The sequence below is a fragment of the Streptomyces sp. NPDC025833 genome (assembly GCF_055558055.1).
In genome coordinates this window covers 162,956-177,203 of record NZ_JBVHNF010000013.1, presented here as the reverse complement: position 1 = coordinate 177,203, position 14,248 = coordinate 162,956, and the positions used below count along the sequence as shown (strand labels likewise).

The following is a 14,248-nucleotide window of genomic DNA, read 5'->3' as shown; positions in this document are numbered from 1 at the left end:
CGCCCGGTGGCGCGCCGCCGGTCAGTCCTGCGGGGCGGCGGGCCAGGAGCGCTCGGCGGTGAGGTAGAGCAGCTCGGAGCGGACCCCGCGCTGCCCGGCCAGGTCGCGCAGGATGACCTCCTGGCGCAGCTGCTCGGCCTCCGGGTCGAACCAGCAGCCCGTCAGGTGCTTGAGCCAGGGCTCGATCCCCAGTGCGTAGACGAAGATCTGCTGGGCGCCGAGCCGTTCGGCGAGCTGGTCGGCGGGCCCGGCGAAGGAGCCCTTCAGGCCGCGCTCCACGCTGTGCTCGCGGGAGATCGGGGTGTCCAGCAGCGGCCCGTAGAGCCAGGTCAGCGGGGCGCCGACGCACTCCAGGCCGATGAACAGGGCGTCCACCGAGCCGATCTCCTCGGCCACCAGGTCGTAGAGGGCCGGGTCGATCGGCGAGGTGTCGGTGGCGAACAGGAAGCCGCGGCCGCCGAGCCGGACCATCGGCACCATCTTGGCGCGGATGTCGAGCTCGCCGTGCTCGCCGAGGAAGGGCAGCGCGGTGATGGTGGCCGGGCCGGCCTGCAGGGTCTGCATGTCGGCGAGTTCGACCACGTTGCGGAAGCCGAAGTGCTCCAGCATCGAGCGCAGGCCGATGTCGGCCAGGCTGCCGCCGGAGGACTGCGGGACCACGATGGTGCCGATCCGCCGCCGGAGCTGGAGCAGGGTCTCCAGCGAGAAGTGGTCGGAGTGGCCGTGGCTGAGCACCACGACGTCGATGGTCTCCGGCAGGTCGGCGATGGTGAAGTGGCCCTCGAAGCCGTCCCCGTCGTAGCCGAGGGTCGGGTCGGTCATCACCGTGAAGCCGCCGAGGTCCAGCAGCACCGAGGCGTGGCCGAAGTACCGCATCCGCACCTCGTCGGTCCCGTTGGGCACGTAGCGCCGGGGCTCCTGCTCGGTGAACAGGCGGCGGAAGCCCACCCGGGCCTCCTCGTCCAGTCCGAACTTCTCCGCCAGCTCCTCCACGTCCACCGGCTCCAGCCGGGCCGCGAACAGCTCGTCCAGCAGCTCGGAGGCGAACGGCACCTCCAGGTCGGTCCGGCCGGGAGCGGGCAGGATCGGCGAACTGTAGATGAAGGGCTGCTTCTGGTCGTGACGCTCCAGCAGGGAGACCGTCTGGGCATGGGGTTCGGTCGCCGGGGTGCGGTAGAGAAGGCTCTCGAAGAACCGCAGCCCGGCGTTGTTGGCCGTGTCGTAGACCAGCTCGGTGACCCCGCGCAGGGCGGGCGGCAGGTCCTGGTAGAGCGGGGCGAGCGCGCGTCCGTCACCGTTCTTGGCCAGCGTGGCGCGCATGGTGTCGATGTCCTCGGCCATCCGGATCCGGGCCTCGCCCTCGGCCAGGGTGCGCTCCAGCAGGTCCGCGACGCCCTGCGGGCCGCCCGGGCCCGGGTCGATGAACGGAGCACCGAACATGTTCGGATCGGCCAGTGCCCGGGCGTGCTGCTCGGGGCTCTCCAGGTAGCGGCGCAGGGCCGGCAGGTGCCGCTTGACGAGGTTGAGCGCGCCGGTGTGGGGCGCGGCCACGAACGGTACCGCGTACCAGCGGTGGACCAGTGGCTGCACGACGGTGGCCGGCGAGAGGTAGGCGCGCATGCGGGGTCTCCATCCGTGCCGCGGAGGCACGTTCGAACGTGACGGTCGGGTGGCGGCGCCCACTCTGGCCCGGGGGCCGGGCCGGACGCATGGGGAGCCGGCTCCCAGATTCCGCACACCGGTCCGGACGGAATCTGGGTGCGCTCCCCCCATGTGCGGGGGCGGCGGCGCTGGGAGCGTTGCGGCGCCGCCCCACCCGACGAACGAGAGCGAGGGGACCCATGACCGCGGTCCACCGGTCCGACACCGCCGTGATCGTGGATGGTTACTCCACGGGCGCCTTCCTCCCCCCGGCCTTCGCGGCCCTCGGGGTCGAGGTGGTCCACGTGCAGAGCACCCCCGAGCCGATGCTGACGATGCTCCAGCCGGACCCGGCCGCCTACCGGGACCGGTACGTGCTCTCCGGCGAGGACGGCCTGCCGGACACGGTGGCCGCGCTCACCGCGCTGGCCCCCGTCGCGGTGCTGGCCGGCCAGGAGCCCGGGGTGCCGCTGGCGGACCGGCTGGGTGAGCTGCTCGGGCTGGCGGGCAACGGCTCCGCGCTCTCCGCCGCGCGCCGCGACAAGTACCGGATGATCGAGACCCTGCGGGCCGCCGGGCTGCGCTGCGCCCGGCAGTCGAAGGGCTCCGACCCCGAGGAGCTGGCCGCCTGGGCGGCCGCCGAGGGCGGCTTCCCGGCCGTCGTCAAGCCGCTCAGCTCGGCCTCCACCGACCACGTCCACATCTGCCGGACCACCGAGGAGGTGGCGGCGGCGGCCCGCCGGGTGCTGGCCGCCACCGACATCTTCGGCAGCCGCAACACCGAGGCGCTGGTCCAGTCCTTCCTGGCGGGCACCGAGTACATCGTGGACACCGTCGGGGTCGGCGGCGAGCACTACGTCTGCGGGGTCTGGGAGTACGAGAAGACCGAGCTGCCCTCCGGCCGGAGGATCTACGACCGGGACGTGCTGCTGGACCCGCGGGCCGAGCCGGTGCCGGAGCTGATCGCCTACGTGCTGGACGTGCTGCGGGCGCTGGGCATCGAGCACGGCCCGGCCCACGCCGAGGTGATGATGACGCCCGAGGGCCCGGCCCTGGTCGAGATCGGCGCCCGGCTGAACGGCAACATGAACCCGGGCTTCCACGACGCCTGCCTCGGCACCAACCAGGCCCACCTGACCGCGCTCGCGTACACCCGCCCGCAGGAGTTCCTGGACCGCTACGCCGGCCGGGTCTACACCAAGCGCCGCGAGGCCGTGGTGCACAACACCCGGACCGAGCTGGACGGTGAGGTCACCGCGGTCGACCAGGCGGTGGTCGACAGGATCGCCGCGCTCGAGACGGTCCACCTGGTCGGCGTCAAGCTCGCCCCGGGCAAGCGGCTGCGCCCCACCACGGACCTGCTGACCAGCCCGCTGCGGATCTTCATGACCGGCCCCGACACGGAGTCGCTGCGGGCCGACCACCGGACCATCCAGACCTTGAAGGACGCGGTCTACCGGCTGGCCGAGACCCCGGCCCAGGTGTGACCACGCATCCCCCGCAAGCACCCGAGGAGAGGTTAGCCACCCGTATGGACACCGAAGGACGGCCAACGGTCCTGCTGTTGGGCACCGACAAGTACGTGATGCAGGCCTGTGTGCGCAACGACGTCGACGCCGTGGTGATCTGGGGCTCCACCGCCTACGACTACGGCATCGTCCCGGTCCCCGAGCAGTTCACGGTACTCCGGGTCGACAACCAGAGCAGCGTCGAGGCCGTCCTGACGGCCCTGCACCGGGCCGGCCTGGCCGACCGGGAGTTCGACGCGGTGCTCACCTCGGACGAGTGGGCCATGGTGACGGCCGGCATGGTCGCCGAACACCTCGGCTGCCGCGGCATCGACCCCGTCACCGCCGCGTACTTCCGCGACAAGTCGCTGCAGAAGCGCCGGATCGCCGCGGCCGGACTGCGCACCGCCCGGGTCACGGTGATCGAGGACATCCACGACGTCTCGGCCATCACCGAGCTGCCCTACCGGCGGGCGGTGCTCAAGCCGATCGCCGGCGCCGCCACCGCCCGCACCTCGGTGGTCACCAGCCTGGCCGACCTGGAGCAGCGCAGCCGCCAGTACCGCAAGGAGCAGACCGCCCAGCGCACCTTCGCGCTGGAGGAGTTCGTCGAGGGCGACGAGTGGGTGGCGGACGGCGTGGTGTTCGAGGGCGAGGTCGTCTTCCACGCCCTCGGCACCTACGGCGACCCGTGCCTGACCGTGGTCGACCAGGGGCTGCCGCTGCGGCTGCGCCGCTTCGACCCGAAGTCCGAAGCGTGGGCCTACGAGCTCGGCGACCCGTTCGTCCGGCGCGCGATCGAGGCGCTCGGCCTGCGCGACGGCGCCTTCCACATGGAGCTGTTCCACCACCCGGAGCACGGGCTGGCCTTCGGCGAGTGCGCCTCCCGGCGCGGCGGGGCGCTGATCCACGAGGAGCTCCAGGCCAAGTTCAACGTCCACCTGGGCGCCGCGCAGCTCTTCGCCGCGCTCGGCCGCCGGCCCGAACTGACCGTCGTGGAACGGCCGGAGATCATCGGCGGGACCTATCTGCCGGGCCGTCCGGGCACCCTGATCAGCTGCCCCTCGCCGGCCGAGCTGCGGGCACAGCCCGGCGTGGAGTTCGCCCGGGTGGAGTTCCCCTTCGGGGGCCAGTTCGCCGACGGCCTGGGCTCCACCAACCAGAAGCTCGGCCAAGTGCTGGTCGCCGCCGACTCGGAGGAGGAACTGCAGACCCGGCTGGCGGAGTTGCGCGCCTGGTTCGCCGAGCGCACGGTGGTCGCCCCGTACGGCGGTTCGCTGCGCGAGCTGCGCGCCTGGCAGCGCGAGACCTGGCCCGACCAGGACTACCGGGACGCCCTGTGGGACTGACCGGGAACGCCCCGGCCGTCGAGGAGCGGCGGCAGCGGGGCCCGCTCGCCCGGCTGCTGCCGGAGACCGCCGAGCAGCGCGCGCTGGCGGCCGGGAGTTTCGTGAACTCACTGGGCGCCGGGATGTTCATGACCAGCAGCGTCCTGTACTTCACCCGGATCGTCGGCCTGCCGATGGCCCAGGTGGCCACCGGGCTGTTCTCCGGGGCGATGGCCGGGCTGGCGGCCGGGCTGGTCGCCGGGCGGATCGCCGACCGGTGGGGAGCCCGGGAGACCCAGATCGCGGTGATGCTGATCGGGGCCGCCACCGTCGCCTGCTACCTGGTGGTCCGCACCTTCTGGCCGTACCTGCTGGTCTCGATCCTGCTCGGCGTGGTCTTCGCCGCGACCAAGTCCAGCCAGGCGCCGCTGGTCCGCAGCTTCGGCGGGGAGAACCCGACGGTCTTCCGGGCCTACCTGCGCTCCTCGACCAACCTGGCCATCGCCCTCGGCGCGCTGATCGCCGGGATCGGCATCCAGCTCGACTCGTCCCCGGCCTATCTGTGCCTGGTCGGCGGCCGGGCGCTGGCCTTCGCGGGCAGCGCGCTCGCGCTGCTCCGGCTGCCCCGGCCGGCCCCGCTGCCGGTGCCCCACGGCAGCCGGAGCTGGGAGGCGCTGCGGGACCGCCCCTACCTGACCGCGACGGTGCTCAACTCGCTGATGTCGCTGCACTACGCGGTGCCGACCTTCCTGCTGCCGCTCTGGATCGTCGACCACACCGAGGCCCCGCGCTGGATGGTCTCCGGCGTGCTGCTGCTCAACACGGTGCTGGTGATCGGCCTCCAGGTGCGGGTCAGCCGCGGGGTGGACGACACCGAGGCGGCGGGCACCCGGATGCGGCACGCCGGGGCCGCCGTCCTGGCCGGGCTGGTCATGATGGCCGCCGCGAGCGGCCGCTCCACCTGGGTCGCGGTGGCCCTGCTGCTGGCCGCGGTCGCCGTCTACACCTTCGGCGAGCTCTGGCACGCCGCGGCCTCCATGGAGTACTCCTTCGGCCTCGCCGCCCCGCACGCCCAGGGCGAGTACTCCGGGGTCTTCGGCCTCGGCGCGGGCGTCGCCGAGGCGCTGGCCCCCGCCGTGCTCGGCGCGCTCGCGCTGGCCTGGGGACCGCCCGGCTTCCTCGCCCTCGGCCTGGGCTTCCTGGCCGTCGGCGCGAGCTGCCGGCCGCTCATCGCCCACTCCCTGCGCAAGGCCGCCGAGGCGGCGGCCCCGACCACCAGAAAGGCGTGACCGGAGATGACCACCACGACCGATCCGCAGTCGCTCGGCCAGGACATGCTGGAGCTCGTCCCCGGCCTGCACTTCGACCACCAGGAGATCCTGAAGGCCTACCAGCAGGTGGTGGACCGGGTGCCGGTCACCGACCCGGAGAACCCGGAGCACCGGCTGCGCCGCCTGGGCCTGACCCACCGCGCCGACGCGGCCGACCCCTGGCACGACGCCGGCACCGGCCAGTTCAACCAGCAGACCGGTGAGAAGCACTTCGAGGAGTCCGAGTTCTCGTTCTTCAACGAGGAGTTGAAGGACACCTACTTCTACCACCTGTACCAGAGCCTGCCGTTCCAGATCGGCCGGATGCGCCTGGTGCCGCTGCACCCGGGCGAGATCTACCACATGCACACCGACGCCTCCCGGGTGGCGCACGTCGCGATCACCAGCAACGAGGACAGCCGGCTGCTGTTCCGCACCGGCCACACCTACCACGTGCCGACCGACGGCCGGGTGCACCTGCTCAACACCAGGCTGCACCACTCCGCCTACAACGCCGGCGGCACCACCCGGATCCACCTGACCATGACCAAGGTCGAGTAGGCCCCGGCCGCCACCCCGCCGCCCCACCCCACCGATCAGCAGGGAGCCCGCATGACCGCCCAGGAGCCGACCGAGCAGGGCCGCCCGGTCGTGGTGCTCGTCGACGGCTACACCACCGGCAACTACCTGCCGCCGGCCTTCGCCCGCAAGGGCGCGGACGTCGTCCACGTGCAGAGCACCGCCGAGTTGATGACCACGATGCTCGCCCCGGACCTCAGCGCCTACCGGGCGAACCTGGTCTGCGAGTCCCCCGAGGAGACCGCCCGGCAGCTCGCCGAGTACCGGCCGGTCGCCGTGGTGGCCGGTCAGGAGCCCGGCGTGCCGCTGACCGACCGGCTCTCCGAGCTGCTCGGGCTGCCCACCAACGGCACCGCGCGGTCAGCCGCCCGCCGGGACAAGTACGAGATGATCGAGGCGCTCCGGCGGGCCGGGGTCCGCTGCGCCGAGCAGTTCAAGAGCGGCCACCCCGAAGAGCTGGCCGAGTGGGCCGAACGGCGCGGCCGGTACCCCGTGGTGGTGAAGCCGCTGACCTCGGCGGCCGCCGACGGCGTGGCGATCTGCCGGGACGCGGCCGAGGTCCGCAAGGCGGCCGAGGCCGTCCTCGCCACCCGCACCGTCTTCGACGAGCCGAACCTCGAAGTCCTCGTCCAGTCCTACCTGGTGGGCGAGGAGTACGTGGTCGACACGGTCTCCTGCCAGGGCCGGCGCTACACCTGCGGGGTCTGGCAGTACCGCAAGAAGCTGATCGGCACCCACAACATCTACGACCACGAGCTGGTCCTGGACCACCAGGACCCGCGGGTGGCCGGGCTGATCGCCTACATGGACACCGCGTTGCGGGCGCTCGGCATCGACTTCGGACCGACCCATGCCGAGGTCATCATCACCGCCGACGGCCCGGCCCTGGTGGAGGTCGGCGCCCGGCTGGCCGGCGGGATGAACCCCGCCTACCACGACGAGTGCCTCGGAGCGAACCAGGCCGACCTGACCGCGCTGGCCGCCGTCCGCCCGGAGGAGTTCCTGGAGCGGTACGCGGACCGGCACTTCCGCAAGCTGCGGGAGGCCTGGCTCTACACCACGCCCACCGAACTCGACGGCGTGGTGGACAGCCTGGACCAGGACGTGCTGGCCGAGATCGAGGGCCTGGAGACCGTCCGGGGCCTCAACGTGAAGATCAAGGAGGGCGGCCGGATCCGGCCGACCGTCGACCTCTACACCAGCAGCCTGCGGATCTTCATGGCAGGCGACTGCGCCGCGCAGGTGGAGCGCGACTACCTCCACATCCAGCGGATCAAGGACCAGGTCTTCCGACTGCGCTGACCCCACGCCCATCCACTCACCACCACGCGGGAGTTCTCCAGCATGACCACCACCGAAGGCAATCCGCCGCAGTTGCTCCTGGTCGGCGGCGCCGCGCCCAACCCGCTCAGCGTCGACGTGGCCGTGCAGGCCCTGGCCCAGGCCCGGGCCCGCGGTCTGCGCACCCACGTCACCAACCAGGAGGCCACCGTGGCCGCCACCCCGGAGGTGACCGAGGCCGCCGACGCGGCGAGCGCGGTCGACTTCGAGGACGCGGCGGGCAGCGCCAAGTGGGCGGCTGTCCGGCGCGAGGAGGGCGAGCGCTTCGACCTGGCCCTCGCGGTCCGCGAGATGGCCCAGGTGGCGGCGGCCGAGGTCGCCGACGAGATCGGCGCCCCCGGCAACCCGCCGGAGGCGGTCCGCCGGATCCGCACCAAGGACGCCTGCCGGGCCGCGCTGGCCGCGGCCGGTTTCCCGCAGCCGGCCGTGCGGCTGTGTGCCGACGAGTCCGAGGCCCGGGCCTTCCTCGCGGAGAGCACCGGCCCCTGGGTGGTCAAGCCCCGGGACGCGATGGGCAGCCAGGGCGTCAGCCGGGTGGACGGCCCGGACGGCCTGGCGGCCGCGATCGAGCTGCTGCCGAGCCAGGACTCCTTCCTGGTGGAGGAGTTCGTGGACGGTCCGGAGTTCAGCGTGGAGGGCCTGTTCCTCGGCGCGGTGCCCACCGTGCTGGCGGTGACCGCCAAGGAGAAGCTCCCGCCGCCGTTCTTCGTCGAGGTCGCCCACGTCCTGCCCGCCCCGCTGCCGGAGGCGGACCGGGCGGAGATCGACCGGCAGGTGCGTGCCGCGCTGACCGCGCTCGGCCTGCGGTTCGGCGCCTTCCACGTCGAACTCTGGCTCACCGCACGGGGCGTGGTGCTCGGCGAGGTGCACGGCCGGATCGGCGGCGGCTGGATCCACACCATGCTGCCCCACGTCTTCCCGGGCCTGGAGTTCTTCGGCCTCATCCTGGACGACGCGCTCGGCCGCCCGGCCGAACTGCCGGCCGCCTCCTCCCGGGCGGCGGCCAGCCGCTTCCTCGCGCCCGAGCCCGGGCGGCTGGTCGCGGTCGAGGGCTGGGACGAGGTGCTGGCGCACCCCGGCCTGCTCTACGCCGAACTGACCGTGCGGCCGGGGGACGTGATCAACCCGTTCCGCTCCGGCCAGGACCGGGTGGGCGCGATCGTGGTCGGCGCGGAGAGCCCGGCCGAGGCCGAGCGGCTGGCCCGGGAACTGGCCGCCTCGGTCCGCTTCGTCACCGAGGAGCCGTCCGGCGCGAAGTCCCCCGAGGAGGCCGGGGCATGACCGGCACCACGACCGGCACCAGCGGCACCACGACCGGCACCCCCGTCCGGGCCGGCCTCCAGGCCGACGTGGCGGTGATCCCCCATCGGCTGGACCGCCCGTTCCAGATCTCGCACATGACCATCTCCACCGTCGACCGGGTCCGGCTCCGGCTGATCGGCTCCTGCGGCCAGCTCCGCGGCGAGGGCGAGATCGCCGCCGACCTCGGCTACGGCCAGGACGGCCCGGCCATCGCGGCCGAAGCCCGTTCCCTTGCGGCCGAGTTGATCGGGGCGGGCGGCACCGAGATGCCCGACCGGATCGGCGAGCTGCTGGCCGGCGCGGCCTCGGCGTTCAGCGCTCCGGCCCGGATGCTGGTCGAGATGGCCTTCCTGGACCGGGCCGCCCGGACCGCCGGGCTGCCGGTCTGGCGGCTGCTCGGCCTGCCCGAGCCCGGCCCGGTCCGGCTGATGCACACCGTCCCGATCGGCGAGGAGGTCCCGGCCGCCGCCCGGCCGGTGAAGATCAAGCTCGGCGGCCCCCGGGACCAGGAGGTGCTCCGCGGCCTGGTCGGCGTGGACGGCCCGGTGGTGCTGGACGTCAACCGGGGCTGGGGGCGCGCCGAATGGGAGGAGTTGCGCCCGCTGGTGCGGCAGGTCGCGCCCACCGTCCTGGAGGACCCGGTGAGCGACGACGCGCTGCTCCCGGAGGTGCGCGCCGCCCTGCCCGGCACCACCGTCCTGCTGGACGAGGGCATCGACAGCCGGGCCGCCGTGGAGCGCGCCGCGCTCACCGCCGACGGCGCCAACATCAAGCTGATGCGCTTCGGCGGCCTGCTGCCCGGCCTGGACGCGCTGCACCACCTCGCCGCCCAGGGCACGGCCCGGATGCTCGGCTGCTTCCTGGAGCCGCCCCGGTCGATCGCCTACGCGGCGCAGCTGGCCGGCCTGTGCGACTGGACCGACCTCGACGGGCACTTCTGGCTCTGCGACGACCCGCCGGTACTCGGCTACCACCTCGACAGCTCCCGCCCCGGCATCCCCGGCATCCGGTACTGACGCGACGCCTGCCCGGCGCCGTCCACCGCACCGAACCCACGAGGAGTCAGCGCACCATGCAGCACGTCACCGAGCCTCTGCCGTACGGCACCTGGAACTCTCCGGTGGAGGCGGCGGAGGTCGCGCGGGGCGAGGCCCTGCTCGAATGGGCCGGCTTCGTCGGCGAGGAGGTGTGGTGGACGGAGGCCCGTCCGCAGGAGGGCGGGCGCAGTGCCCTGACCCGCCGCACCGCCGACGGCCCGGCCCCCGCCCTGCCGCCCGGCTGGGACGTCCGCAGCCGGGTCATCGAGTACGGCGGCCGCCCCTGGCTGGCGCTGTCCGGCCGGGCCGAGGACGGCATCGTCTTCACCCACTGGGACGACCAGCGGGTCTACCGCTGGCGCCCGGGTACCGACCCGGTACCGCTGAGCCCCGTCGGCGCCTGGGCCGCCGAGCTGCGCTACGCCGACTTCGCGGTCCGCGGCGAGGAGGTCTGGTGCCTGCGGGAGACCGTCGCCGACGCCGAGGGCACCAAGGTGGTCCGGCACCTGGTCGCGCTGCCGCTGGACGGCCGGGCCGCGGACGACCCCGCGGCCGTCCGGGTCCTGACGGGCGGGCACGACTTCCTCTCCGGCCCGCGGATCGAGCCGGGCGGCCGCCGGGTCGCCTGGCTCGGCTGGAACCACCCGGCGATGCCCTGGGACACCACCGAGCTGATGGTGGCCGGGATCGAACCGGACGGCAGCCTGGCCGAGCCGGTCCGGGTGGCCGGCGGGGACGGCGAGTCGGTCACCCAGACCGACTGGGCGGCCACCGGCTCCGGCGCCCTCTACGCCGTCACCGACCCGGACGGCTGGTGGAACGTGCACGAGCTCGGGCCGGACGGCGGCCGGCGCAACCTCTGCCCCCGGCCCGAGGAGTTCGGCGAGGCACTGTGGCGGATCGGCCTGCGCTGGTGCCTGCCGCTGCTGGACGGCCGGCTCGCCGTGGTGCACGGCACCAGCGGCCGCCGGCTGGGCCTCCTCTCCCCGGACGGGCGGCTCGACGACCTGGAGACCCCGTACACCGAGTGGTTCTTCCCGGCCACCGACGGCCGCCGGATCGCGGCCGTCGCGGCCGGCCCGCGGCAGGGCCGCACCGTGGTGCTGATCGACCCGGCCGACGGCGGCACCGAGATCCTCCGCGAGCCGTCCGCCGCCCACCCGGAGTACGCCACCACGCCCTACCGGCGCACCTTCACCGGGCCGGACGGCGAGCCGGTGTACGCCCACGTCTACCCCCCGTACCACCCGGAGCACACCGGGCCGGACGGCGAACTGCCGCCCTACCTGGTCCTCGCCCACGGCGGGCCGACCAGCCGCAGCCACCTCGTGCTGAACCAGGAGATCAGCTACTTCACCAGCCGGGGCTTCGGCGTGGTGGACGTCCAGTACGGCGGCTCCACCGGCTTCGGCCGGGCCTACCGGGAACGGCTGCGGGAGTCCTGGGGCGTGGTCGACGTGCGTGACTGCGCCACGGTGGCCCGCGCCCTGGCCGCCGAGGGCCTGGCCGATCCGGACCGGCTGGCGATCCGCGGCGGCAGCGCCGGCGGCTGGACGGCCACCGCCTCGCTGGCGGACGAGCCCGGCCTGTACCGGGCGGCCGGCATCTACTACCCCGTGCTGGACGCCGAGCAGTGGCGCACCCGGGGCACCCACGACTTCGAGTCGCGGTACCTGGAGAGTCTGATCGGCGCCTGGCCGCAGCAGCGCGCCCGCTACGCCGAGCGCTCGCCGGTCGAGGGGGCCGGCCGGATCCGCGCCCCGTTCGTCCTGCTCCAGGGCCTGCGGGACACCGTCTGCCCACCGGCCCAGGCCGAGCGGCTGCTCGCGCTGCTCAAGGACTCCGAGGTGCCGCACAGCTACCTCACCTTCGAGACCGAAGGACACGGCTTCCGGCTCGCCGACACCGTGGTCCGCTCCCTGGAGGCCGAACTCGCCCTCTACACCTCGGTCTTCGGACTTGCCCCGTGACGCCTCCCGTCCCCGGGCGTCCCCACGACACCTCCACGCAGGAGAACACGACATGCCCTCAGGACGATCCTCGACCGGGCGGACGGACCGCTCCGGTCCCGGCCGCCCGAACCTCGACGACCTCGACTTCGACCGGCTGGCACCGCCGATCAGACGAGGTCTGAAATCCCTGACCCGACTGGACAACCACCACGCACTGCTGGCGATCGCCTTCGAGTACGGATTGGTCGCGCTCTGTGTCACCGCCTGCGTCGCGGGCTCCTACTGGGCCTATCCCGTCGCGGTGGTCCTGATCGGCTCGACCCAGCGCTTCCTCGCCCACTTCCTGCACGAGTCGGCCCACAAGAGCCTGGCCCGGAACCGGATCCTCAACCTGGTGGCCGGCACCGCCCTCTCCGGCTACCTGGTCGGCCAGCTGTACGGCCCGTACCGCAGCTCGCACGTCGGCCGGCACCACCGCCACCTCGGCGAGGCGGACGCCGACCCGGACTACAGCTTCCACCTCGAGTGCGGGCTCTACGACCCGGACCGGAGCGACCGCGGCTTCCTGGTCCGCGAGGTGCTGCTCTCGCTGCTGGGGCTGCGCACCGTGGACTACCTGCGCTACCTGGTCCGGGACCGGGTCTGGGCCCGGGAGTCGGACCTGACGGTCTCGGTGCCGGTGCGGCTCCGTACCGAGCAACGGCTGTTCCTGCTCCAGTGGGCCGTCGTGTTCGGCCTCTGCGGCTGGCTCGGGGTGCTGCCCGAGCTGCTGCTCTTCTGGTTCGTCCCGCTGCTGACCAGCAACATCGCGATCGGCTGGCTCTCGGAACTGGCCGAGCACTACCCGCTGCCGGAGAGCGAGTCCACCCGGGTTCTGCTGACCCGCAACCGGCACGGCCGGGCCCTGGAGACCTTCCTGCTCAGCCGGCACGGCGACCGCTACCACCTGGTCCACCACCTCAACGCGGGCATCCCTTTCTGGAACCTGCACCGGGCCCACCGACTGCTGCTGGACGACCCGGCGTACGCCGGCTGGGACGGCATGTGGGCGGGGGTCCTCAGCCGCCCGCGCTCCCGGCGCGGCAAGGAGACGGTGATCAGCTACGCGGCCAAGTACCGCGCCTGGCGCCGGAACGGCGGTGACCCGACCACCGCGGACCGCACCTTCGCCCAGTCGATGATGCTCGCCGCCGGGCAGGTCACCGTCACCCTCCCCCAGCAGTCCGAACCGACCACCGTGAGGCCCTGATGACCGAGGCACCCGTCACCGTCCCGACGCCCGCCGGCGACACCGCCGCCACGCCCGACCGGGACGCGGGCCTGGGCCTGCGGCTGCTGGCCGCCGACGAGCGCTGCCGGCGCGCCTTCGCCGAGCCCGGCTCACTGCTGCGCCAGATCGCCTACCCGGCGGCCCAGCGCTACCTGGTCGCCGACGACCTGACCGGGCTGCTCCCCCGGCTCGACCTGCTCCGGGCCCGCGGGTACCGGGTGTCGGCCGAGTACGTCGGCGAGGAGATCCGGGACGAGGCCGAGATCGAGCAGGTGGTCCAGGCGTACCTGGACCTGCTCGCCGCCGACGCCGGGCCGCTCCAGCTCGGCTTCGACCTCTCCAACGTCGGCCTGCTGGTCTCCCGCGACCTGGCCGTGCGGAACACCGCACGGATCCTCACCGCGGCGGCCGCGCACGGCGGCGAGGTAGTGCTCTCGATGGAGCGCTCGGAACTGGTGGACGAGATCGTCTCGGTCTTCGCCGAGCTGGCCCCCGCCCACCACAACGTCGGCATCACCGTCCAGGCCCACCTGCACCGCACCGAGCGGGACCTGCCCGGCCTGGTCGCGCTCGGCCGCAAGATCCGGCTGGTCAAGGGCGTCTACGCGGAGGCCCCGGAGACCGCCCTCGGCCGCGGGCCGGAACTCGACGCGCGCTACGTCAAGTTCGCCGAGTACGTCCTCGGCGAGGGCGCCCGGCTCGCCCTGGCGACCCAGCACGCCGAGCTGCTGGCCACCGCCGAACAGCGCGGGCTGCTGGCCGGGGCCGAGGAGATCGAGATGCTGCACGGGGTCCGCCCCGCACTGCTCCGGCACTACCGGGAAGCCGGCTACCCCTGCCGGGTCTACACGACCTATGGTCAGAGCTGGTGGCTGCACCTGCTGCACCGCCTGGCCGAGCACCCCGCCATGGCCCTGCGCGCCCTGGCCGATCTCGCCGACCCCGCCGCCACGGCCTTCGGCACCGACTACTGACAGGGC

General features: G+C 73.5%; 11 protein-coding genes. 10 read left to right on the top strand and 1 reads right to left on the bottom strand.

The genetic code is table 11. The features are described 5' to 3' along the window. Positions 1–21: 21 nt before the first annotated feature. Positions 22–1,620, bottom strand: coding sequence for an MBL fold metallo-hydrolase (locus tag ACZ4K2_RS24250; RefSeq protein WP_467475726.1), 1,599 nt, complete (start codon positions 1,618–1,620; stop codon positions 22–24). A 221-nt stretch (positions 1,621–1,841) separates the two neighbouring features. Between ACZ4K2_RS24250 and ACZ4K2_RS24245 the strand changes: the two genes are divergently transcribed. The 10 genes from ACZ4K2_RS24245 to ACZ4K2_RS24200 are packed head-to-tail and all read left to right on the top strand — an operon-like array spanning position 1,842 to position 14,242. Beyond that, positions 1,842–3,128 (top strand): ATP-grasp domain-containing protein, encoded by a 1,287-nt coding sequence (locus ACZ4K2_RS24245; protein WP_467475727.1) that lies wholly within the window; start codon positions 1,842–1,844, stop codon positions 3,126–3,128. A 44-nt stretch (positions 3,129–3,172) separates the two neighbouring features. Then, positions 3,173–4,498 (top strand): hypothetical protein, encoded by a 1,326-nt coding sequence (locus ACZ4K2_RS24240; protein WP_467475728.1) that lies wholly within the window; start codon positions 3,173–3,175, stop codon positions 4,496–4,498. Further along, the gene (locus ACZ4K2_RS24235; protein ID WP_467475729.1) at positions 4,489–5,766 is read left to right on the top strand and encodes an MFS transporter; all 1,278 of its coding nucleotides are present in this window, start codon (positions 4,489–4,491) and stop codon (positions 5,764–5,766) included. The genes ACZ4K2_RS24240 and ACZ4K2_RS24235 overlap by 10 nt, the downstream gene beginning before the upstream one ends. A 6-nt stretch (positions 5,767–5,772) precedes the next feature. Continuing rightward, positions 5,773–6,348, top strand: coding sequence for a hypothetical protein (locus ACZ4K2_RS24230; RefSeq protein ID WP_467475730.1), 576 nt, complete (start codon positions 5,773–5,775; stop codon positions 6,346–6,348). 51 nt (positions 6,349–6,399) lie between these two features. Continuing rightward, positions 6,400–7,668: an ATP-grasp domain-containing protein gene (locus ACZ4K2_RS24225; protein WP_467475731.1), complete on the top strand. Its 1,269-nt coding sequence runs from the start codon at positions 6,400–6,402 to the stop codon at positions 7,666–7,668. Positions 7,669–7,710: 42 nt separating this feature from the next. Continuing rightward, positions 7,711–8,988 carry an ATP-grasp domain-containing protein gene (locus ACZ4K2_RS24220; protein ID WP_467475732.1) on the top strand — a complete coding sequence of 426 codons (1,278 nt, stop codon included), beginning with the start codon at positions 7,711–7,713 and terminating at the stop codon, positions 8,986–8,988. Then, positions 8,985–10,025, top strand: coding sequence for an enolase C-terminal domain-like protein (locus tag ACZ4K2_RS24215; protein ID WP_467475733.1), 1,041 nt, complete (start codon positions 8,985–8,987; stop codon positions 10,023–10,025). The genes ACZ4K2_RS24220 and ACZ4K2_RS24215 overlap by 4 nt, the downstream gene beginning before the upstream one ends. A gap of 56 nt (positions 10,026–10,081) precedes the next feature. Continuing rightward, positions 10,082–12,016, top strand: a complete 1,935-nt coding sequence (locus ACZ4K2_RS24210; protein WP_467475734.1) for a S9 family peptidase — start codon at positions 10,082–10,084, stop codon at positions 12,014–12,016. Positions 12,017–12,068: 52 nt separating this feature from the next. Further along, positions 12,069–13,247, top strand: coding sequence for a fatty acid desaturase (locus ACZ4K2_RS24205; protein WP_467475735.1), 1,179 nt, complete (start codon positions 12,069–12,071; stop codon positions 13,245–13,247). After that, entirely contained in the window at positions 13,247–14,242 is a 996-nt protein-coding gene (locus tag ACZ4K2_RS24200) for a proline dehydrogenase family protein (RefSeq protein ID WP_467475736.1), read from the top strand. Before ACZ4K2_RS24205 ends, ACZ4K2_RS24200 begins: the two co-directional genes overlap by 1 nt. Positions 14,243–14,248 lie beyond the last annotated feature (6 nt).